The organism is Nonomuraea jabiensis (assembly GCF_014204795.1).
Classification (GTDB): Bacteria; Actinomycetota; Actinomycetes; order Streptosporangiales; family Streptosporangiaceae; genus Nonomuraea; species Nonomuraea jabiensis.
This window is the reverse complement of sequence record NZ_JACHMB010000001.1, coordinates 3,104,221-3,124,133: the sequence shown is the minus strand read 5'-3', so window position 1 is coordinate 3,124,133 and position 19,913 is coordinate 3,104,221. Positions and strand designations below refer to the sequence as shown.

Annotated in this window: 21 protein-coding genes; 12 read left to right on the top strand and 9 right to left on the bottom strand. The window is 71.1% G+C overall.

The features are described 5' to 3' along the window. Positions 1-27: 27 nt before the first annotated feature. Positions 28-243, top strand: coding sequence for a hypothetical protein (locus HD596_RS13820; RefSeq protein WP_185069633.1), 216 nt, complete (start codon positions 28-30; stop codon positions 241-243). Positions 244-251: 8 nt separating this feature from the next. Here the strand turns inward: HD596_RS13820 and HD596_RS13815 are convergent, their stop codons facing one another. Together HD596_RS13815 and HD596_RS13810 are read right to left on the bottom strand one after the other, a co-directional pair. Next, positions 252-1,217 carry a S66 family peptidase gene (locus HD596_RS13815; protein WP_221519313.1) on the bottom strand — a complete coding sequence of 322 codons (966 nt, stop codon included), beginning with the start codon at positions 1,215-1,217 and terminating at the stop codon, positions 252-254. A gap of 171 nt (positions 1,218-1,388) precedes the next feature. Continuing rightward, entirely contained in the window at positions 1,389-1,796 is a 408-nt protein-coding gene (locus tag HD596_RS13810) for a hypothetical protein (RefSeq protein ID WP_185069631.1), read from the bottom strand. A 299-nt stretch (positions 1,797-2,095) separates the two neighbouring features. Here HD596_RS13810 and HD596_RS65625 point away from each other — a divergent pair, with 299 nt between their 5' ends. Genes HD596_RS65625 through HD596_RS13785 form a run of 5 tightly spaced genes read left to right on the top strand, consistent with a single transcriptional unit; the run spans position 2,096 to position 6,160 of the window. Next, positions 2,096-2,332 carry an arabinofuranosidase catalytic domain-containing protein gene (locus tag HD596_RS65625; RefSeq protein WP_221519312.1) on the top strand — a complete coding sequence of 79 codons (237 nt, stop codon included), beginning with the start codon at positions 2,096-2,098 and terminating at the stop codon, positions 2,330-2,332. 16 nt (positions 2,333-2,348) lie between these two features. After that, positions 2,349-4,754, top strand: coding sequence for a sensor histidine kinase (locus HD596_RS13800; protein WP_313043933.1), 2,406 nt, complete (start codon positions 2,349-2,351; stop codon positions 4,752-4,754). Then, positions 4,751-5,185, top strand: coding sequence for a roadblock/LC7 domain-containing protein (locus HD596_RS13795; RefSeq protein ID WP_376775845.1), 435 nt, complete (start codon positions 4,751-4,753; stop codon positions 5,183-5,185). Before HD596_RS13800 ends, HD596_RS13795 begins: the two co-directional genes overlap by 4 nt. Next, entirely contained in the window at positions 5,182-5,580 is a 399-nt protein-coding gene (locus HD596_RS13790; protein ID WP_185069630.1) for a DUF742 domain-containing protein, read from the top strand. The genes HD596_RS13795 and HD596_RS13790 overlap by 4 nt, the downstream gene beginning before the upstream one ends. Next, a complete protein-coding gene (locus HD596_RS13785) occupies positions 5,561-6,160 on the top strand; it encodes a GTP-binding protein (protein WP_185069629.1) in 600 nt (199 codons plus the stop codon). Before HD596_RS13790 ends, HD596_RS13785 begins: the two co-directional genes overlap by 20 nt. Positions 6,161-6,237: 77 nt before the next feature. On the opposite strand, the gene HD596_RS13780 is transcribed toward HD596_RS13785, so the two are convergent. Continuing rightward, positions 6,238-7,146 carry a M23 family metallopeptidase gene (locus HD596_RS13780; protein ID WP_185069628.1) on the bottom strand — a complete coding sequence of 303 codons (909 nt, stop codon included), beginning with the start codon at positions 7,144-7,146 and terminating at the stop codon, positions 6,238-6,240. Positions 7,147-7,378: 232 nt separating this feature from the next. After that, positions 7,379-8,716 carry an aminotransferase class I/II-fold pyridoxal phosphate-dependent enzyme gene (locus HD596_RS13775; RefSeq protein WP_185069627.1) on the bottom strand — a complete coding sequence of 446 codons (1,338 nt, stop codon included), beginning with the start codon at positions 8,714-8,716 and terminating at the stop codon, positions 7,379-7,381. A 26-nt stretch (positions 8,717-8,742) separates the two neighbouring features. On the opposite strand from HD596_RS13775, the gene HD596_RS13770 reads away from it, so the two are divergent. Continuing rightward, positions 8,743-9,363 (top strand): FMN-binding negative transcriptional regulator, encoded by a 621-nt coding sequence (locus HD596_RS13770; protein WP_185069626.1) that lies wholly within the window; start codon positions 8,743-8,745, stop codon positions 9,361-9,363. 85 nt (positions 9,364-9,448) lie between these two features. Then, the gene (locus HD596_RS13765; protein ID WP_185069625.1) at positions 9,449-9,904 is read left to right on the top strand and encodes a GbsR/MarR family transcriptional regulator; all 456 of its coding nucleotides are present in this window, start codon (positions 9,449-9,451) and stop codon (positions 9,902-9,904) included. Positions 9,905-10,016: 112 nt separating this feature from the next. Here the strand turns inward: HD596_RS13765 and HD596_RS13760 are convergent, their stop codons facing one another. Further along, complete coding sequence (locus HD596_RS13760) at positions 10,017-11,213, bottom strand: RNA-guided endonuclease InsQ/TnpB family protein (RefSeq protein ID WP_185069624.1); 1,197 nt, start codon at positions 11,211-11,213, stop codon at positions 10,017-10,019. 176 nt (positions 11,214-11,389) lie between these two features. On the opposite strand from HD596_RS13760, the gene HD596_RS13755 reads away from it, so the two are divergent. The 4 genes from HD596_RS13755 to HD596_RS13740 are packed head-to-tail and all read left to right on the top strand — an operon-like array spanning position 11,390 to position 16,536. Continuing rightward, positions 11,390-12,280 (top strand): ABC transporter ATP-binding protein, encoded by an 891-nt coding sequence (locus HD596_RS13755; protein ID WP_185069623.1) that lies wholly within the window; start codon positions 11,390-11,392, stop codon positions 12,278-12,280. Beyond that, positions 12,277-13,851: an ABC transporter permease gene (locus HD596_RS13750; RefSeq protein WP_185069622.1), complete on the top strand. Its 1,575-nt coding sequence runs from the start codon at positions 12,277-12,279 to the stop codon at positions 13,849-13,851. The genes HD596_RS13755 and HD596_RS13750 overlap by 4 nt, the downstream gene beginning before the upstream one ends. A 60-nt stretch (positions 13,852-13,911) precedes the next feature. Further along, on the top strand, positions 13,912-15,312 hold the full coding sequence (locus tag HD596_RS13745) for a DNA-3-methyladenine glycosylase 2 family protein (RefSeq protein WP_185069621.1): 1,401 nt from the start codon (positions 13,912-13,914) through the stop codon (positions 15,310-15,312). 9 nt (positions 15,313-15,321) lie between these two features. After that, positions 15,322-16,536, top strand: a complete 1,215-nt coding sequence (locus HD596_RS13740) for an MFS transporter (protein ID WP_185069620.1) — start codon at positions 15,322-15,324, stop codon at positions 16,534-16,536. A 167-nt stretch (positions 16,537-16,703) separates the two neighbouring features. Here the strand turns inward: HD596_RS13740 and HD596_RS13735 are convergent, their stop codons facing one another. The 4 genes from HD596_RS13735 to HD596_RS13720 form a co-directional block, all read right to left on the bottom strand. Next, positions 16,704-17,216: a P-loop NTPase family protein gene (locus HD596_RS13735; protein ID WP_185069619.1), complete on the bottom strand. Its 513-nt coding sequence runs from the start codon at positions 17,214-17,216 to the stop codon at positions 16,704-16,706. Between the two features lie 3 nt (positions 17,217-17,219). After that, the gene (locus tag HD596_RS13730) at positions 17,220-17,945 is read right to left on the bottom strand and encodes a hypothetical protein (RefSeq protein WP_221519310.1); all 726 of its coding nucleotides are present in this window, start codon (positions 17,943-17,945) and stop codon (positions 17,220-17,222) included. A 42-nt stretch (positions 17,946-17,987) separates the two neighbouring features. Continuing rightward, complete coding sequence (locus tag HD596_RS13725; protein WP_185069618.1) at positions 17,988-19,370, bottom strand: SUKH-4 family immunity protein; 1,383 nt, start codon at positions 19,368-19,370, stop codon at positions 17,988-17,990. 65 nt (positions 19,371-19,435) lie between these two features. Beyond that, on the bottom strand, positions 19,436-19,912 hold the full coding sequence (locus HD596_RS13720) for a GNAT family N-acetyltransferase (protein ID WP_185069617.1): 477 nt from the start codon (positions 19,910-19,912) through the stop codon (positions 19,436-19,438). Position 19,913 lies beyond the last annotated feature (1 nt).

The following is a 19,913-nucleotide window of genomic DNA, read 5'->3' as shown; positions in this document are numbered from 1 at the left end:
GTCGGTGCTGGCCAGGCGGTAATAGCGGTGCCGGCCGTCGTGCTCGACGGTGAGCGCGGGGCGGCCTCCGCGGTCTTCAACGCCGCCCGCCAGACCGGCAGCGCCATCGGGGTGGCGCTGGTCGGCACGCTGGTCGCGGGCGGCGGTCTCGTGGCCGGCCTGCACGCCGACGTCGTGATCGGCGGCCTCGGCTTCCTGGTCGCCGCCGCGCTGGCCGTACTCGCCCTCCACCCCGCTCAGTGATCCGGCGGTCAGTGGCGCAGCAGCGTCAGGCTCGACTCGGCGCCGGTGACGGCGAGCCGGCCCTGGCCGCCGATCGGGAAGGTGGCCATGGGGTTGGTGTGCCCGACGTCGATGTTGGCCAGGACGGGGACGCGGCTGAGCACCGGCTGGGTGGCGATGATCTGTTCCAGCAGCGGGCGGGACATGCGGCTGGCGTGCTGGAACCGCCCGATCGCCAGTCCTCGGATCTTCGGGGCGTCGGGAAGCTGCAGCAGCGAGGTCAGGTCACGGGCGAACCTCGCCGGGTGCGACTCGAAGTCGTCCTCGACGATCAGGATCGCGCCGTCGAGGGACGGCATGGAGGGGGTGCCCCGCAGCAGGTTCAGGGTGCTCAGATTGCCGCCGACGATGCGCCCCTCGGCGGTGCCGGGACGCAGCGGCCACCATCCCTCGTTGGGGATCAGCTCGCGCTTGTCCTGGTCGAGGAACCAGAGATCGTCGCCCCACCGCGCCGCCGGGGTCAGGGCGACCGGAGCGGTGTCGAACATGACCGAGGTGAACCAGCGCAGGGTCTCCTCGAGGTGATCCCGCATCCCGAACGTCGACCAGTGCGGGCCGGAGTAGGTGACCAGCCCGCTGCGAGCGAGGATGGCGTTCTGCAGCGCGGTGATGTCGGAGTAGCCGCACAGGATCTTCGGGTTGGCGCGGATCAGGTCCCAGTCCAGGTACGGCAGGAGCTCGTTGCAGTTGTAGCCGCCGATGACCGTCAGGATCGCCGCCACCGACGGGTCCGCGAAGGCCTCGTGCAGATCGGCGACCCGCGAGGCGACGCTGGAGGAGTCGAACGCGTCCCGCTCGTCGACATGGGCGCCGTAGGAGAGCGTCAGGCCGAGCTCGGCGAACCGGGAGCTGATGAGGTCGGTGTGATCGTGCTCCATCACCATCGCGCGGGACCTGGCGGGTGCCACCACTCGTACGACGTCGCCTGCGTGCAACTTGCGAGGAAAGATCACATCCATACGACCGAAGCCTAACGCCGGGTTCGGCGTCGGGAACAATGGAAAAAGCCGCTCCATCGTTCCTCGACGCCGATATCGTCCACCGTCACCGAGCAGGCGCGAACGATCTCCACCCGGCGCCGGCTTCGGTGTCAGCGGAAGAATCCCTCACTCCGACGAGGTGCCTTCCGACCACTCCGGGTTGCCGGTCCAGCTGCCGTTGTTCTCGTCGTTCTTCTCGTCGTTCTTCTCGCGGTTGTTCTCGTGGTCGTGGTGGCGGTGCATAACGTTGCGCCGACGCTCGTGCCTGTTGAAGTTGCGGTTGCGGTTCTCCACGTCGACGAAGACGCGCTCGCGTCCCTCCCGGATGAACCGAGGAATGAAGACGGGCTTCTCGTGGCTGACGACCCTCGGCGCGGCCTGCTGCACCACGCGGGTCACCTTACGTGGTGCGGGTGGGCCGCCCGCCGTGGTGGCGCTGGCCACCGCCTGGCCCAGGAGCATGACACCGGCGACCGCGCCGGTGATAGCTAGTGCTGCGAGCCGCCCTCGCGTCCGCCGACTGTTGGTGTTCACGTGTCTCGTTTCCGTTCATGGATAGATCGGTGCGGAACCTGGCATCCGCCATTTCGCGGACACCCAGATGGAACCGGACATACCCATACAGATATTCTCAGTTACCTCGTTAATCGCAAATAGCACGTCAAAGCCCAAGCGTCGTATGTAATCACGATTTTTGTGTTTGAGCCCATCCACCACAGCAGCCCCGACGATCTACTGCTCGTTTCCGGAGAACCGGATGAAATTTTCTTCTTCGGCCGTTTCCTGGAGTTGCCGAGCCCAGTTCAGCGGGGGCGCGCCGCGGGCGGCACGCCGTGCGGGCGGCGCACAGCACGACCCGCGCCCTGTACGCCTCCTACAACGGCCCGCTGTACCAGGTTCGCCGCGCCTCGGACAACGCCACCCACGACATCGGGGTGCTGAGCGCGGGAGGGGGCGCCGACGCGATCCGTGAGCGACAAAGCGCGGCGATGCAGGGCTTTCGACTCAACTGCCGTATGGCTACTATCAGGCACCTATCGCCTAGTTGGGCGATTGTCACCGATTGGTGAGGAGAGTGTCCTGCACGTGGCTGGATGGGGCAGGCTCGGGCGACGGCGGACGGAGACCGGGGGCGACGGGAGCGCGTCGTCCCAGCCGCGGCGGCTGGCCGGCGTCCGCCGGCTGCCCCTGCGTACGGTGCTGCTCATCATCGTGTTCGTGCCGAGCCTGACCTTCACCCCGCTGCTGGCGTCGGGCATGTTCCAGCTGTCCTCCCAGTGGCGGGCCGAGAAGGCCCAGATGGATCTGGCCACCAAGACCGTCGGCGCGCCCGCGGCCGACCTGTTCTTCAGCCTCGACAAGGAACGGCGGCTCACCGCGGAGGCGCAGGCCGACCCCGGTGGCGCCGCCCCGGGCAAGCTCGCCAAGCAGCGCGCGGTGACCGACCAGGCCGTGAGCGCCTTCCGCCCCCTGACAGCCCTGGACACCGGCAAGGGTCCGGAGGGGCTCGCCGAGGCCATCGCCCGTACCGACCGCAGCCTCAACCTCCTCGACGAGCAGCGCCGGGCGGTGGACGCCGGTTGGGCCAGCCCGCAGAAGGCGTTCGACTACTACAGCGGGGTTATCGAGTCGGACCTGCGCGTGCTGACCGTCCTCAGCCACACCGACGAGGGCGAGGTGAACAGCAGCGCGCAGACCCTGGTCGACCTCTTCTGGGTCGTCAACCTGATCGGCCGCGAGGACGCCGTCCTGGCCCGCGGCTGGAAGACGGGGCGCCTGACGAGGGACGAGTACGGCCTCATCACCGACGCCGCCGGCACCAGGAAGCATCTCCTGCGGTCCCAGGTGATCCCCAGCCTCATCGGCGCCGAGAAGCGGTACGAGACGCTGATGACCGGCAAGGCGTGGATGGCCATGACCGCGCTGGAGGGGCGGCTGACCCCCTCGGGCCCCAACCAGGTGATCCTGCGCGGGAGCAGCGCCGAGTGGCGCGCCGCGGCGGACACGGTCACCGAGCAGGTGACGCAGCTCCTGCGGCTCCGGCTCGACGACGTCAGCAAGATCGGCTACGACCACGCCAGCATGCTCTTCGTGATCTTCGTCAGCGTCACCAGCGTCGGCCTGCTCGCCCTGGGCCTGGTGATCTTCACGAGCTGGCGCCTCACCTCCATCCTTCGCCGCCGCATCCTCCACCTGCGCGAGGACGCCCAGGAGCTCCAGGAGCGGCTGCCCAAGGTGGTCGCCCGGCTGGAGCGCGGCGAGGACGTCGACGTGGACGCCGAAGTACACATGCTCAAGCCCACCCCCGACGAGCTCGGCGAGCTGGGGCAGGCCCTCAACCTGGCCAGCCGCAGCGCGGTCTTCACCGCCGTGCGGCAGGCCGAACAGCACCGCGGCTTCCAGCGCATGCTCCAGCGCATCGCCCGCCGTACCCAGATCCTCATCGGCCTGCAGCTGAAGAAGCTCGACGAGCTGGAGCGCAAGCACGAGGACCCCGAGGTGCTGGAGGGCCTGTTCGACCTGGACCACCTCACCGCCCGGCTGCGCCGCTACGAGGAGAACCTGGTGATCCTCGGCGGCGGGCAGCCGCAGCGCCGCTGGCGCAAGCCGGTGCACCTGCTCGACGTGCTGCGCGCCGCGCAGGGCGAGGTCCAGGACTACCGGCGGATCTCGATCGACGTCGAGGGCGAGTCCTGGGTGAGCGAGCGCGCGGTGGGGCCGCTCGTCCACGTCCTGGCCGAGCTCATGGAGAACGCCACCACCTTCTCCAAGCCGATGACCCCCGTCGAGGTGCGGGCCGCACCGGTCAGCCGGGGCGTCGCCGTGGAGATCGAGGACCGCGGCCTGGGCATGGAGGCCGAGCAGTACGCCGCCGCCAACGCCCTGATGAAGTCGCCGCCGCAGCTCGACGTCATGACCCACGCCGACGACGTCCGGCTCGGCCTGTACGTGGTCGCCCGGCTCGCCGCGAGCCTGGGCCTCCAGGTGGAGCTGCGGTCGTCGGCCTTCGGCGGCACCCGGGTCATCGTGCTGCTTCCGGAAGCGCTGATCGTGGACCGCCCCCGCGCGGTGCCCGAGGAGGCCGCCCCGGCCCCGGCAGCGGAGGCGCCCCGCCCGCAGCCTCGCCCGCAGGAGGAGAAGGCGGCTCCCCGCGAGGACGGGCAGTTGCCGACCCGCTCCAGGGGACGCGCGATGGCGTATGTGACAGCGCCCACCGGAATCCCGGACGACGAGCTCCCGCCGTCCGGCCGCCGGCCGCTGCCCCAGCGGGTGCGCCAGGCCAGCCTGGTCACCGAGCTCAAGGTCCCGGTGAACAGGGACGAACAGACCGAACAGGAGGCCTGGGCCCCCCGCGAGCAGCCCAGCCGATCCAGTGCGACAATCGGCGCGTTCCAGAGGCAGTCTCGCAGGCGCCGGACCGGTGATGACGCCTTCCAGCCCCGGCCGGACGGATCCTCCGAGCCCGGTTCACCTACGACGGAAGATCGATGATGACGCAGCGAACCACCGCCACCAACGCAGACCTGGACTGGCTCCTGGACGGCCTGGTCGATCAGGTCGCGGGCACCCGGCACGCCATCGTGCTGTCCGACGACGGCCTGGTGATCAGCCGGTCCAGGACGATCGAGCGCTCGGACGCCGAACGCCTGGCCGCGATCGCCACCGGCCAGCAGAGCCTGGCGCGCGGTGTGGGACAGCTCTTCAGCGGCGGACCGGTCGAACAGGTCATCATCGAGATGGCCGAGCTGTGGCTGTTCATCACGACCGCCGGCCGCGGCACCCATCTGGCCGTGGTCGCCTCCCAGGAGGTGGACGCCGAGCTGATGAGCGTCGCGATGCACACCCTGGTCCAGCAGGTCGGCCAGAAGCTGGGCACCGACGCGCGTACCCCGCAGGCCGACGACGCGGGGAGACGCGGATGAAGCACTGGACCGAGGGGTTCGACGACGATGACGCCGACGAGCCCCTCGTCCGCCCCTACACGATCACCGGCGGGCGAACCGCCCCCGAGCGGGACGACCTCACGCTGATCACGCTGGTGACCTCGATCTCCGGCGTGTCTTCGCAGACCGGACGCGGGCCGAGGCGGATGCAGCCGGAGCACCGCACCATCTTCGCTCTGTGCGAGCGGCCGCTGGCGGTGGCCGAAGTCGCCTCGGCGCTGAACCTCCCGGTGTCGGTGACCAAGATCCTCATTGGTGACCTGATCGAGAACGGCCAGATGCGGGCCCGGGCACCGCTGGCCTTCGCCCAGGCGGGCGGTCGTCCCGATGTGACAATTCTTGAGGCGGTGAGGGATGGCTTACGCAAGCTCTGACCAGGGCGACGACGCTCCCCTGGCGGTGAAGATCCTTATCGCCGGCGGGTTCGGCGTCGGGAAGACGACCATGGTCGGCGCGGTGAGCGAGGTCGCCCCGCTGCGTACGGAGGAGTACCTCACCCACGCCAGCGTCGGCGTCGACGACCTGGAGGGCCTGAGCGGCAAGTCCACCACCACCGTCGCGCTGGACTTCGGGCGCATCACCATCAACAGCGGGCTGGTGCTCTACCTGTTCGGCACCCCCGGGCAGGAACGCTTCTGGTTCATGTGGAACGACCTGGTCCACGGGGCGATGGGCGCGGTCGTCCTGGTCGACACCCGGCGGCTGGACGTGAGCTTCGCGTCGATCGACTTCTTCGAGAGCCGCGGCATCCCCTTCGTCGTCGGCGTCAACTGCTTCCACGGCGTCAAGGACCGGACGAAGGAGGAGATCCGCAAGGCGCTCGATCTCGACCCGCAGGTGCCGCTGGTGCTCTGCGACGCCCGCGACCGGGCGGCGGCCCGCGACGTGCTGCTCGCGCTCATCGACCACCTGCTGGCCGCCCGGTCCGGCACCGCACCGCAACCCGTGGCCTGACGCCCTGCTGCCGCGCAGCCCTGAATAGCGCAATGGCCACCCCCCGCGATCGGGGAGTGGCCATTGACGTCAGGCTCTTAATCGCAGTGTTCGAAGCCGCTGGTGTAGCTGCTGCTGCCCACCGAGCCGCCCCACTTGACGCACTGTCCGGCCGCGTCGCGCCTGACGGGCCCCGCGTAGTAGTCGTAGCTGCCTGAGTCGGTCGTCCTGCTCTCGCCCTGCGGCTCCAGGAAGGCCGACATCGCCGACGCCGAGCCGAGGTTCGACGACTTCAGCGTCACGACGCAGTTGTAGCCGTTGCCCGAGTTGTAGAGCAGGTACGTACGGCCGCCCGTGAGAGCCGCCGAGTCGATGACCGCGTAACCGCTGCCGCAGACCTCCTCGGGGGTGTACGGGTTGCCGCCGCCGCAGCCGTTGGTGCTCGTGATGGCCTTCTTCTGGCCCAGGGACACGGTCACGCCGTCCACGGTCGGGCTGGTGTCCATCGCGCCGGTGGAGGTCCGCTGCTCGTAGTGCAGGTGCGGCGCGTTCGAGCCGCCCGTCGAGCCGACGGTCCCGATCACGGTGCCCTGGCTGACACTCAACGAGCCGCCGGCCGACCTCACCATGCTCGCCAGGTGGGCGTAGCGGGTCCTGGTGCCGTCACTGTGCCGGATCTCTATCCACTTGCCGTAGCTGGTGCTTCCCGCGTCGTAGAAATACGCGGTGCCCGCGGCGGTGGCACGCACTGTTTCGCCGTTGATGTCGTCGCCGCCGTAGTCCTGCCAGTCGATGGAACCCGACGGGTTGTGGGCGGGGGTCCCGGTCCAGTTGTTGGCGTAGAAGGTCTTACCGCAGTTGAAGGGGCTCTTGTGCGTCACAGCCAGGACGCCGGCGCTGTGGGCCGAGGCGGCCTGGGGAATCAGCGCTGCCGCGACAGTGACCAACAGTACGGTGATGGCGGGTTTGAGGGCCTTCGGCCAGGTCGGCTTGCCGATTGTGGGCATGCTCACCTCTCTGAACAGGTGCGTGCTGGGGGGATACGGTCGGGCACCCGGTGGCATTTCGACACCTCGCCCGTGGGGGAGGGCGGGTCGATCATGAAGATATCCTTGAAAGTTCTCTTCATCAATCTCTGCGAACATGAAATTTTGCGGCTCTTCAAAACCGCAGTCCATTTCGGCGAAATCAATGGAGGGCCTCTTTTATGTACGCCCGAAATTATAGATTTGGTCGCCTCTAGCCGTACCGGCCGCTCGAAGCCGGGCGCAGGGCGGCGGTGATGTCGTCCGCGAGCCGGTCCACCTCGGCGACGCCCAGGGGCGAGACGGTCAGGCGGATCGCGGGTGGCGTGGCGATGCGGTTGCGGGCGCCGGGCGCGGCGGCCCAGCCGCGGGCGAGCAGGCGGGTGATCGCGGTGGTCTCGTCCGGGACGGGGATCCACACGTTGAGCCCGGTGCGACCGTGCGCCGGGATGCCCCGCTCGGCCAGCGCCGCCACCAGGCCGTCCCTGCGCCGCGCGTACGAGGCCGCCACCGCCGCCGCGTCCACCGCGTCCGTACGCCAGAGGTACGCGACGGCGCGTTGCAGCAGGTGACTGACCCAGCCCGCGGCCAGGCGCTGGCGGCCGCGCAGCCGGCCGAGCGTGACCGGGTCGCCGGTGGTCAGGGCGACCCGTAGATCGGGGCCGAACGCCTTGGCCGTCGAGCGCGTGAGAACCCAGCGCTGCGTGACCCCCGCCAGCGGGTGCAGGGGCAGGTCCACGAAGCCGGACCCGTGGTCGTCCTCGACGAGCAGCACCTCCGGGTACGCCCCCAGCACCTCGCGCAGGGCCCCGGCCCGTTCGGCGGAGACGGCGGCGCCGAACGGGTTCTGGGCGCGGGCCGTGATCGCGACGGCTCGGACCCCGGCGCGCAGGGCCCGGCCGAGCTCGTCGGGCAGGGGGCCCTCGTCGTCCACCCGCACCGGCACCGGACGCAGCCCCATGACGCCGACCAGGTCGAGCAGGGCCGTCCAGCTCGGATCCTCCAGGGCCACCGCGTCGCCGGGGCGCAGCTGAGCGGCCAGCACGCGTTCGACCGCATCGAGGGTGCCCGAGGTGATCGCCAGCGGGCCGGCCGGTACGCCGTCCGCACGCATCCGTTCGCCGGCCAGGGCGATCAGCTCCTCGTCGTCACCGGTCCCGTACATGGCGGGCCGCTCCTCGTGCGCGCGGGCCGCGGCGGCGAGGGCGTCCCCCAGCGGCGGCAGCAGGGCCGGGTCGGGGTTGCCCGTGGACAGGTCGCGCGCGCCAGGAGGCACCTCGATGCGAATCTCCTCCCGGAACGTGCTGGCCGGACGCGGCCTGACCCGCGTGCCGCGCCGCCCGGCGGTCTCGATGACGCCGCGCTCGCGCAGCAGCCGGTACGCGGCCGCCGCCGTGTTGGGGCTGACCCCGGCCCGGGAGGCCAGCTCGCGCACCGGCGGGAGCATCGCGCCTGGTGGCAGCCGCCCCTCCGACACGGCGGCCTCGACCCCGGCCGCGAGCTCGCTGGCAGTCCCACCCGCAATCAGGTATTTTTCTGACACAAAACCCATTATGTACTAATACAAAGAGGTATGGGGTGCTCATTCATCCTTGGGACGCGGCCCACGACGGCGACGAATGGCGGGCCTGGCTGCGTACGCGCGACTTCGGGCAGCTGGCCGCGAACGGCGTGGACGGCGGCCCGCCGATCGTGGTGCCAACACATTTCCTGTTCGACGGGGACAGCGAGGTCGTGCTCCACCTGGCCAGGCCGAACCCTCTCTGGCCCGCGGTGGAGGCGAACCCGGGCGTGGTGGTGACCGTGCACGACGACTACGCGTACATCCCGTCGGGCTGGCGCTCCGACACCCCGGAGACCGGCGTGCCGACCAGCTACTATGCCGCGGTGCAGCTGACCTGCCAGGCCCGGATCGTGGACGACAAGGAGGGCAAGGCCGAGATCCTGCGCCGCCAGCTGGCCCACCACGAGCCCGGCGGCGGGCACGGCGAGGTGGCCGCGGACGCGGGGCCGTACCGGAAGATGCTCTCGGCGATCCGGGGGTTGCGGCTGGAGGTGGTGGACGTGCGGGCCAAGTTCAAGTACGACGACCACCGGCCGGTCGAGTTCCGCGAGCGGATCGCGGACGGGCTCGCCGGGCGGGACCTGCCGGGCGACGCGGGCGCGCGGGCGCAGCAGCTCAGGCGGATGGGACGGTGAACTCACCGGACACGGCTTGCCATTGCCAGTTGTTTCAGACTAGTCTGAAATTACTGGCTAAAAGGCTGAACGTTAGGATGACCGCATGAGTACGCAGGACGGCCCCGACCGCGAGCAGGTGCTCGACTGGGTCGAGCGGGTGGCCGCGTTCGTCTCCGCGGAATGGGGACTCGCCCCGATCACCGGCCGCGTCCTGGGCTGGCTCATGGCCTGCGACCCGCCCGCGCAGACCGCGAGCGAGATCGCCGACGCCATCGGCGCCAGCCGCGCCTCGCTCACGACGAACATGCACCTCCTGACGTCCATCAAGCTCATCCGCAGGTTCCGCAAGCCAGGGGAGCGGAACGTCTACTACCAGATCGAGGACGACGCCTGGTCCAAGGTCATCCGGCAGAAGCTCGCCGCGTTCACCGCGTTCGACGAGCTGGCCGCCGAGGGCCTGCGGCTCGGCTGGACCGACGAGGCGCAGACCAGGCGCATCGAGTCGGCCAGGACCGCCATCGCCGGCCTCGCCAAGGTGCTCGACCAGGCCGCCGACTGAAACCCGGAACGGACGCGGCGGGCTCTCTGCGGCCACGCCGCCGTCCCGCCATGCCTCCTTCCACAAGGGAACCCCCGTGACTCCTCCGCTCCCTGAAGGAAGCGGCTTCTCGCTAAGCCGCTTGCGCAGCCTCACGAAGGGCAAGCCCTGCCCTCAAGATGTTGATCGCCGCGTTCACGTCGGCGTGCGCCTCGTGCCCGCACCCCGTACATCGGAAGACGGCCTGGGTGACACGGTTGTCCTTCCCGCAGTGCCCGCAACGCGAGCACGTACGAGAGGTGTTGGCGGGGTTCACCGCGATCAGCTGTCGACCGGCGCTTTCAGCCTTGTGCGACAGGATCGTCAAGAACGCGGACCAACCCGCGTCGAGAATGCTCTTGCTCAGCCCCGATTTAGCCGACTGGCCGTTAGCCAGGTAGCCGCCTTCGCCGTCGGGTTTCGGCGCGGCACGCCGGGTCATGCCCGCGACGTTCAGCGCTTCGTGCACGATCACGTCGTAGCCGCGGACCAGCGCGAGCGCGGCCTTGTGCGCCGAGTCGAGGCGTTGCCGCCGCACCTTGGCATGCAAGGCCGCCACCCGCGCGACGGCCTTACCGCGCCGATTGGATCCCCGTTTCTTACCGGCGAGCTTCCGCTGGGCCGCTGCCAGACGGCTCGCGGAAGCGGCAAGGTGGCGCTGGTTGTCGAGGTGGTCGCCGTCGCTGGTCGTGGCCAGCCAGGCGACACCCATGTCAACACCCGCGACCGCGCCCGTGGCGGGAAGGGTGCGTGCGGGCACCCCATCGCACGACAGCACGACGAACCAGCGGGCGCCTTCCCTCTTGACGCTGATCGTCTTGACGATGCCCAGCACCCGGCGGTGCTGGTGAACCCGGACATGCCCGACGCCCTGCAGACGGACGAAAGCCGCCGTCGGGTGCTCGGGTCGGGAGTCCCATCGGCAGCCGTCACCGTCCTTGGGCCACTCGACCGTGTCGAACCAGCCCCGCCCCTTGAAACGCGGGAAGCCTGGCGTGCGGCCCGCTTGGACGCGGTCGAAGAACGCCCGGTACGCCTTGTCCAGCCTGCGCAGCGTGGCCTGCTGGGAGGAGAACGACCACCGGCCCTGACCGCCGGGATCGTCGGCGCGGATGTGCTTCAGCTCCGCCGATTGCTCGCCGTAGCGCACCGCCACCCCGGCTTTACGGTAGGCCGTACGGCGGTGTTCGAGAGCCGCGTTGTACAGCTGCCGGTGGTCTTCCAGGCACTGCGCGAGCGCGGCGGCCTGCTTGCTGGTGGGGCGCAGCAGGAACGTGAACGACCTGCGCACACCCCACCTCCCACGCTCGGTAACGAGACCACCACGATATCGCCCGGCACCGACAAACCCGGAAGGAAAGCTGTGACCCGCGAACCCGACAGGCCAAGGCACACTCGGGCCTTGACGACCCTCCCGCTCCCCATTCCCCCGTCGCCTGAAGACGGCGGTTTCCTCGGGAGACTCTGATGGACGACTTGATCTCGGTCGCCGCGCTGACGAAGTCGTACGGCGCGACCCGCGCGCTCGACGGGCTCGACCTGTCCGTACGCGCCGGCGAGGTGCACGGCTTCCTCGGCCCGAACGGCGCCGGAAAATCCACGACCATCCGCATCCTGCTCGGCCTCATCAGGGCCACCTCCGGCACGGTCAGGCTGCTCGGCGGCGACCCGTGGCGGCAGGCCGCCGAGCTGCACCGGCGCCTGGCGTACGTACCGGGCGACGTGACCCTGTGGCCCACGCTCACCGGAGGCGAGGTGATCGACCTGCTCGGCCGCGCGAGGGGCGGGCTCGACCAGCGGCGTCGTGCCGAGCTGATGGACAGGTTCGAGCTCGACCCGCGCAAGAAGACCGGCGCCTACTCCAAGGGGAACCGCCAGAAGGTGGCGCTGGTCGCCGCCCTCTCCTCCCGTGCGGAGCTGCTGATCCTCGACGAGCCGACCTCGGGGCTCGACCCGCTGATGGAGGACGCCTTCCGTACCAGCGTGATCGAGGAGCGGCGGGCGGGCCGCACGGTCCTGCTGTCCAGCCACATCCTGTCCGAGGTCGAGGCCCTGTGCGACCGGGTCACCATCATCCGCGCAGGCCGCGCCGTGGAGTCGGGCACCCTTTCCGGCCTGCGCCACCTCACCCGCACCTCGATCACCGCCGACCTGGCGGGCTCCCCCGGCTCGCTGAGCGACCTGCCCGGCGTGTACGACGTGCTGGTCGAGAACGGCCGCCTCACGTGCCAGGCCGACTCCGGCGCGCTCGACGGGCTGCTCGCCCGGCTGTCCGCGATCGGCGTACGCGGCCTGACCTGCGGCCCGCCGAGCCTGGAGGACCTGTTCCTGCGCCACTACCAGGGGGCCGCGCGATGACCGTGCTGCTCGGGCTGGCCGCCCGCCGCGAACGCCTCCGCTCGGCCGTCTGGATCCTCGCCGTCGTCATGCTCGGCGCGGGCCTGGTCTCCTACGTCGACGGCTACTTCCCCACCCAGGAGACGCTGCGCACGTACGCCCGGGTGATCTCCGGCAACCCGATCTTCCTCGGCCTCGGCGGCCCCGTCGCCGAACCCTCGGTCGGCGCGATGGCGGCCTGGCGGAGCGGCGGCCTGCTCTTCCTGCTCACCGCCTGGATGGCCCTGACCATCGTGATCAGGCACACCAGGGGAGAGGAGGAGTCCGGGCGGCAGGAGCTGATGCTGTCCGGCGTGATCGGCAGGACCGCGCCGCTCACCGCGGCCCTCGTCACCGCGGCCGTCGCCGCGCTGGTCGCCGGGGCGCTCACCGCGGGCGTCCTCGTCGCGATCGGCCTGGAGGCGGCCGGGTCGTTCGCGTACGGAGCGGCGATCACGGCGGCGGGGTGGGTCTTCGCCGCGATCGGCGCGGTGACCTCCCAGCTCGCGCGAACCACGCGTACCGCCACCACGCTCGGGCTGCTCGCGCTCGGCGGCTCCTACGCGCTGCGCTACCTCGGCGACGCCTCGGGCGCGACCTGGCTGACGTGGCTCTCGCCGCTCGGCTGGAGTCACCTGGTGCGGGCCTACGCGGCCGACCGGTGGTGGCCGCTGATCGTGTCGCTGGTGGCGACGGGGGTCCTGCTGGCGCTCGCGTACGCGCTGTCCGCCCGTCGTGACCTGGACGCCGGCCTTCTTCCCGTACGTCCTGGGCCGGCCGCGGGGCCGTACCTGAGGGGGCCGTTCAGCCTGGCCTGGCGCCTCCAGCGCGGCCTGCTGGCCAGGTGGGCCGCGGGCGTGGCGGCCGCCGCCGCGCTCTTCGCCGGCCTCAGCGGCGTCGCGCCCCGCCTCGCGGAGCAGCCCGGCCGGGTCCTCGACGCCTTCCTGCAGCGCTACGGGGGCCCGTCGGGGGATCCGGTGGACGCCTACCTGTGGATCATCGTGCTCCTGCTGGCGTACACGGTCGCGCTCTACCCGGTGCTCGCCACGCTCCGGCTGCGCCACGAGGAGTCCTCCGGCCACGCCGAGGCCCTGCTGTCCACCGCGGTGAGCCGGCTGCGCTGGGCGGCGGCGCATCTGGCCGTGGCCGCGCTCGGCACGCTGGCGCTGCTGGCCCTCGGCGGGTTCGTCACGGGGCTGATCTGCTCGCTGGTCATGGGGGAACCGGCGGTGGGCCGGGTCCTGCCGGCGGCGCTCGAACACGTACCGGCCGCCTGGCTCGTCGGAGCGTTCGCCGCCTTCGCCGTGGGGGTGCTGCCGCGGGTGTCGGTCGCGCTGTCGTGGGCGGTCTGGGGCGCGGTGACCGTGGTGGGCGACCTGGTCGGACCGCTGATCGGGCTGTGGGGCTGGAGCCGCGTGGAGCCCTTCCACTACACGCCCAACACGGTGTCGGGCGAGCCGTTCACCGCGGCGCCGGCGACGGTGATCCTCGCACTGACCGCGCTGCTCGTCGCCACCGCCCTGATCCGCCTGCGCGACCGCGACCTGGGCTGAGCCGCTTGATGTCCGATTTCCACTAGTGGGTGCGGCCGTGGAGCCGGAAGAGTGGTCCGCGTGCTCACCGACGAAGACGCGTATGCCGTGCTCAGAAGCCGCGACGGCCGGTTCGACGGCCGGTTCTTCGTCGCCGTCGTGACCACCGGCATCTTCTGCCGCCCGAGCTGTCCGGCCGCCCTCCCCAAGCGCGAGAACGTCCGCTTCTACCCCTCCTCCGCGGCCGCCCTGGAGGCGGGCTTCCGCGCCTGCAAGCGCTGCCGCCCGGACACCGCCCCCGGCTCCCCCGAGTGGAACGTCCGGGCGGACGTGGCGGGCCGCGCCATGCGGCTCATCGCCGACGGCCTCGTGGACCGCGAAGGAGTCGCCGGCCTGGCGTCCCGGCTCGGCTACAGCGAGCGCCAGCTGCACCGCCAGCTCACCGCCGACCTGGGCGCGGGGCCGCAGGCCCTGGCCCGGGCCCAGCGCGCGGCCACGGCCAGGACGCTCCTGGAGACCACGGACCTGCCCGCGAGCGAGATAGCGTTCGCCGCCGGCTTCTCCTCGATCCGCCAGTTCAACGACACCGTTCGCAAGGTCTACGGGACGACGCCCACCGCCCTGCGGGGCGCGCCCTCCGCCCGCCGCCCACCCGGCGCGCTGCGGCTGCGCCTCACCTACCGCCCGCCCCTGGACCTGCCGGCCCTGTTCTCCTACCTCGCCGCCCGCGCGATTCCGGGCCTGGAGGAGGCCACCGCCCACTGCTACCGCCGCTCGCTGACCCTCCCGCACGGCCTCGGCCTCGTCACGCTCCGCCCCGCAGGCACGTACGTCTCCTGCGAGCTCCACCTGGCGGACCTGAGGGACCTGGCGGCGGCGGTACGGCGCTGCCGCCACCTGCTGGACCTGGACGCCGACCCCCGCGACATCGCCGACCACCTGACCCGCGACCCGCTCCTCGCCGCCGTGGTGGCGCGGACTCCCGGCAGGCGCGTGCCCGGCCACGTGGACGCGGCCGAGATGGCGATCCGCGCGATCCTGAACGAGGAGACCCCCGCCGGCCGATCCCTGCTCGTCCACCTGGTCCGCACCTACGGCACGCTGCTCCCCCATCCGCCGTTCCACGCGGCCGGCGTCACCCATGCCTTCCCCCGTATGGAGGCCCTGGCGAGCTCCGACGGACCCGCCCCGGTCACCGCCCTGGCCCGCGCGTTGACCGCCGGGACCCTCCACCTCGGCCCCGAAGCCGATCGCGACCAGGTCGAACGCGAGCTCCTGACCCTGCCGGGCCTGGACGCGGAGGCCGTGGCACGGATCCGCATGCGGGCCTTCGGCGACCCCGACGTCTTCCTGCCCTCCGACCCGGCCGTGCGGGAGGGGCTGCACCGCCTCGGGCTGACGGCCGGGGACGCGCGCCGCTGGCGGCCCTGGCGCTCGTACGCGATGCAGCACCTGAGCGCGCCACTCACCCACACCCCCTGAGGAACCTTCGTGTCGACCTATTTGTCCCTCCTCAAGAACAGGCGGGACTTCCGCAGCCTCTGGCTCGGCGCGTCCGTCTCGGTGATGGGCGACAGCATGACGTTCGTGGCCCTGTCCTGGCTCGTCCTGGCCCAGCCCCGCGGGACGGCGAAGCTGGGCCTCCTGGCCGTCTGTTACACCGCCCCCGTCGTGGTCGGGGGCCTGGTGGCGGGGCCGCTGCTCGATCGGTTCGACAAGCGGGCGGCGCTGATCGCCGACAGCGTGCTGCGCGGTGTCGCCGTCGGGTCGATCCCCCTGTCGGCGGCGGTCGCGACCGTGCCGGCCTGGCTCCCCTTCCTCGTCGCCGCCCTCTACGGCCTGCTGAAAATGGTCCCCATGGCGGCGGTCCCGGCCGCCATCCCCGACCTGGTCGCCCCGGAAGAACGCGACGCCGCCAACGCGCTCGAATCCGTCAGCTACTCCCTGTCCGGCATCATCGGCTTCACCCTGGCCGCCCCGCTCCTGGGCGCCCTCGGCCCGGCGAACATCCTGGCCCTGGACGCCGCCACCTACGCCTGCTTCGCCGTGGCCGTGGCCCTGATCCGCCGCCCCCTGCGCCCGCACGCGAAGCCGGCGGCCCGGTCCGCACCCGTGCCTGTCTTCCGCGACAGGGTCCTCGTCGGCACCACGCTCGCCTTCATGGCCTTCAACATCGCCGAAGGCGCGATGACCATGGTGGTCGCCCCGTGGCTGGCCAAGGAGCAGCTTCCGGGCGACGGCGCCGCCCTCTCGCTCCTCATGGCCGCCCTGTCCGCCGGCGAGCTCCTGGGCGGGTTCGCGGCCGGGGCCTGGCGCCCGCGGATCGACCGGCTGGTCGCGATCGCCGTGGTGGAGCTGGTGGCGGCGGCAGGGTTCCTGGCGGTGCTGGGGTCGCCCGACTGGATCCCGGTGGCCGCGGGCTTCCTGGTCATCGGCCTGTTCAGCGCCCCCATGACCGTCTGGGCGCAGTCGCTGCGCATGGAGCGCATCCCGCCGTCCCGGCGCGGCCGGGTCTTCAGCGCCTTCCGCACGATGATGCAGGCGACCCCGCCCGTCGGGGCCGCCGTGGTCACCCCGCTGCTGGTGGCGGGCAACCTGGCCGGGGCCGTGATCCTGATGAGCGCTCTGGCGGCCCTTCCCGCCTTCGCCCTGCTGTTCGTACGAGAGGACCGCCGGCTGTGGATAACCGGGTCGTCCTGTGGATAACCATGCCCGTACCGGCCCTCACCAGGGGTGGCGGAAGCACCCGCCCCCGACGCCCCGGCAGGGCCGGAACGCTGGAGAATCAGGGCCTGGCGTCGCAATACCACAGCCCGCGACCACCTTGGCCCGGCTGTCCACCGGCCTGGGCACACACCTGTGGATGAACACCCTCAGCCGAGCCGCTTCACGATCTTCCTGGCCACCTCGGCGGGCGACCCGTCGGTCGTGTCGACGACCTGGCCTTCGCGGCTGAGCCAGGGGAAGGCGTCCGCGTACGCCGGCAGGTGCTCCAGCCGCCATTCCCGGGCCCACACGTCGTCGGCGGCCTCGATCCGGCGGGTCAGGGTCTCCTGGTCGGCGTGGAGCACGAAGTGGTGCACGGGGATGCCGGCCTCCCGCAGGCCGGCGCTGATCTCCCGCCAGTACTGCTCGACCAGGACGGTCTGCGGCATCACGAGCGCCCCGCCCACGTAGTCGAGCAGCCGCGCCGCGGTGTCCACGACGAGGCCCCGCCACGGCGTCCAGTGCTGGAAGTCCCCGACGCCCGGAAGGTCGGAAACGGTCCGCAGCATGGAGCCGACCTGCTCGGGATCGAAGTAGCGAGCACCGGCGACGAGCGGGAGGAGCTCCCTCGCGGTGCTCGTCTTACCCGCGCCGAACGTCCCGTTCAGCCATACGATCATGGATCACCAGGTCCAGTAGGAGCGCGCTTCCGACTTCCAGTCCTTCGGGAAATACTGCTGGATCTTGAACGCCATGCCAAGGCCGCGGGCGATGTACTGGTCCCGGTCCAGCTTCCTGGTGATCGGCTTACCGGGGGTGTCCTTGTTGTCCCACCAGGATTCCCACTGCTTGATGCAGGTCTTCCCGCTCAGGTACTGGTTCGAGCAGGGCGCGGGCGGCGACCAGATCTGGGTGTGGCCGAAGTCGATGACCTTGCCCGACGACTTCTCGGTGATGGTCCCCCACGCCTTGAGGCAGTACCCCTGCGAGGGAATGTCCCACTTCACGTAGTGCTGCGGCCCCGATGTGGCGAACGTCCGCAGATTTTCGCACTTGGCGTCCCCGATCTGCTCCTTGGTCACCCTGACGGTGTAGTACGTGCCGTTCCCCCGCCACCCGTCCAGCGTCAGCCAGTCGCCGTCGCGCACGAACTTCTCCGCGTAGTCCGGCGGCCACTTCTTCGGATCGCCCCAGCTGATCTCCGAGGTCGTGGACGACAGGGGCTTCCAGGTCCACTGCCCGGCCGCCTGCCCATCGGACCAGTACTGGCCGGCGCTGCGGTCGGCGAACCGGGAGTACTGCCCGTAGTTCTCCCCCGCCCGGGCCGGACCCGCCACCCCCGCGAGCACCGTGATCATCGCCGCGCCGGCGGCGAGCCACGGCCGCGTTCCCATCTTCTGGATCTTCACCGGCAGCACGGTACAGAGCCCCCGGAGGCGCGACGGCTCACATCAAGAAACTTCGAAACGCCCCTTCGAGGCCGGGCGGAGGAGGAACGCGGTGCTCTCGTGCTCGGGAACCTCCACCTCGAGCCCGGTGCCGGCCAGCGCCTGCGCGATCAGCTCCGGATCGCCGGCCCACTGCAGGACGAGCTCGTCCACCAGGTCCCCGTAGGCGTCGAAGCTCGCCGTGTGCGACTGCGTCGTCCAGAAGACGGCCCTCGGCGGTTGCCCGGCGGCGGCGGCCGCCTCGTGGACCTGCTGCCAGGCGCCGGACGCGGTCGGCCACAGGTCGGGTTCGGCGAGGTAGCCGTGCGCGGCCAGCCGGTCGAAGGCCGCCGAGATCCGGCACAGGTCGGACGACCGGTCGGCGGCCAGGCAGGTCACCACCCCTTCCTCCGGCTTCTTCAAGCCGTGGACCGAGGCGATGACCGAATCCATCAGGGCGTCGCCGTGCTCGGCCAGCTCGTCGGCGTCCATCTCCAGCAGCGCGTCGTAGTCGTCGTCCTGACCCGCCTGCCCGGGAACGGAGACCACGAGACCCTCACGGGCGAACGCCGCCTGGATGTTGGAGGGCAGCCCGCCCCGCCACGCGAGCGGCACGTCGTCGGCCAGCGCGCCGTCCGGGGTGAAGTGGTCGGCGCACGGGCTCAGCAGGCCGCTGGTCCCGGTGTCGGAGGCGAACCGTTTGGCGTCGACGATCTGCCAGCCCTCGTGCTCCAGCCGGCTGAGAGCCCGGTCGAAACCCTCGCGCTGCGTGCCGCGCGGCGCGACGGCCTCCTCGAACTCGATCAGCTTGGACAGCGTGTCGGCGACCTCGGCGCGGCGCTGTTCGAGGAAGGCGCGGGTCTCGGAGATGAGGTTCCGGCTCATCAGGGTGTCCATCACCATCGACCACCAGGCCTCGGCGTCGTCGAAGGCGTCCGGATCCAGCTCCTTGAGCGAGAGCCACAGCTTCTCCGTGTACTCCTTGCCGGCCTCCGGGGACTCGCCGTTCAACGCCTGCTGGCGCAGCCTGAGCCGGTAGAGGAACTCGACGAAGTTCGCCAGAGAGCTGTTGACCTTCTCCGCCTGCGGCGTCTCGTCCATCGAGAGCAGGCCGACGACGCCGCTGCGGATGTCGAGGAAGTAGCGCATGCCCGAGTCTCCCGACGTGCCGCCGAGCGTGAGGACGTTGAGGTCCCCGCCCGGCGTCCTGAACACGACGAGGGAGCCCACCCGCGGTTCGTCGGCGAGGAAGGTGGTGAACGCCTGGTCCGCGCGTACCGGCAGCCCGACCTCGGACAGGATCCGGACGTCCGCCTCCGACAGCCCCTTCTCGCGGCACTGTTCGACGTCCATCAGCAGCAGGCCCTCGTCACCGAAAGCCTCGACCATCTCTTCGTGCGTGACCACGATTCAACACCCCGACGTCAGACCCTTGGGATCAAGTTCCCCCAAGGGTAGGGGATCTTCGCGGATCAGACGGTACGTTCCCAGCGGACCTCCCCCTCGTACCACCGGTCGGTGGGGCGCAGGCCGGCCGCCGTGGCGACGGCGGCCGAGGCGGCGTGGTCGGGGTGGATGTGGGCGACGATGGTGTCGATCCCCTCGCTCACGAGCCGGTCGACCAGGGCGCGGGCGGCCGCGGTGGCCAGGCCGCGGCCCTGCCACGGCGTGCCGATCACCCAGGCGATCTCGGCGGTCCGGCCGTCGATCGTGGCCTGCACGTACCCGACCAGCCGCTCTTCCTCCCGCGACCGGATCACCCAGTTGCGCCAGCCGGGCGGCCCGGCGACCAGCCGCTCGTAGCGGGCGCGCAGCTCCGGCGCGGTGAGCGGGGCGCCGCCGGTGAACGCGTGCAGCTGCGGGTCCGACAGCACGACGGCCATCTCGTCGGCGTGCTCCGGACGCAACGGGACGAGGACGAGCGCGGGCGCCTCGATGGGACTGGTCACC

What these genes read in the sequence shown, in the direction of transcription:
- HD596_RS13795 (WP_376775845.1), top strand. Translation starts at nt 4,751, where the DNA reads ATGATGACGCAGCGAACCACCGCCACCAACGCAGACCTGGACTGGCTC.
- HD596_RS13790 (WP_185069630.1), top strand. Translation starts at nt 5,182, where the DNA reads ATGAAGCACTGGACCGAGGGGTTCGACGACGATGACGCCGACGAGCCC.
- HD596_RS13785 (WP_185069629.1), top strand. Translation starts at nt 5,561, where the DNA reads ATGGCTTACGCAAGCTCTGACCAGGGCGACGACGCTCCCCTGGCGGTG.
- HD596_RS13780 (WP_185069628.1), bottom strand. Translation starts at nt 7,146, where the DNA reads ATGCCCACAATCGGCAAGCCGACCTGGCCGAAGGCCCTCAAACCCGCC.
- HD596_RS13775 (WP_185069627.1), bottom strand. Translation starts at nt 8,716, where the DNA reads ATGGGTTTTGTGTCAGAAAAATACCTGATTGCGGGTGGGACTGCCAGC.
- HD596_RS13765 (WP_185069625.1), top strand. Translation starts at nt 9,449, where the DNA reads ATGAGTACGCAGGACGGCCCCGACCGCGAGCAGGTGCTCGACTGGGTC.
- HD596_RS13755 (WP_185069623.1), top strand. Translation starts at nt 11,390, where the DNA reads ATGGACGACTTGATCTCGGTCGCCGCGCTGACGAAGTCGTACGGCGCG.
- HD596_RS13750 (WP_185069622.1), top strand. Translation starts at nt 12,277, where the DNA reads ATGACCGTGCTGCTCGGGCTGGCCGCCCGCCGCGAACGCCTCCGCTCG.
- HD596_RS13735 (WP_185069619.1), bottom strand. Translation starts at nt 17,216, where the DNA reads ATGATCGTATGGCTGAACGGGACGTTCGGCGCGGGTAAGACGAGCACC.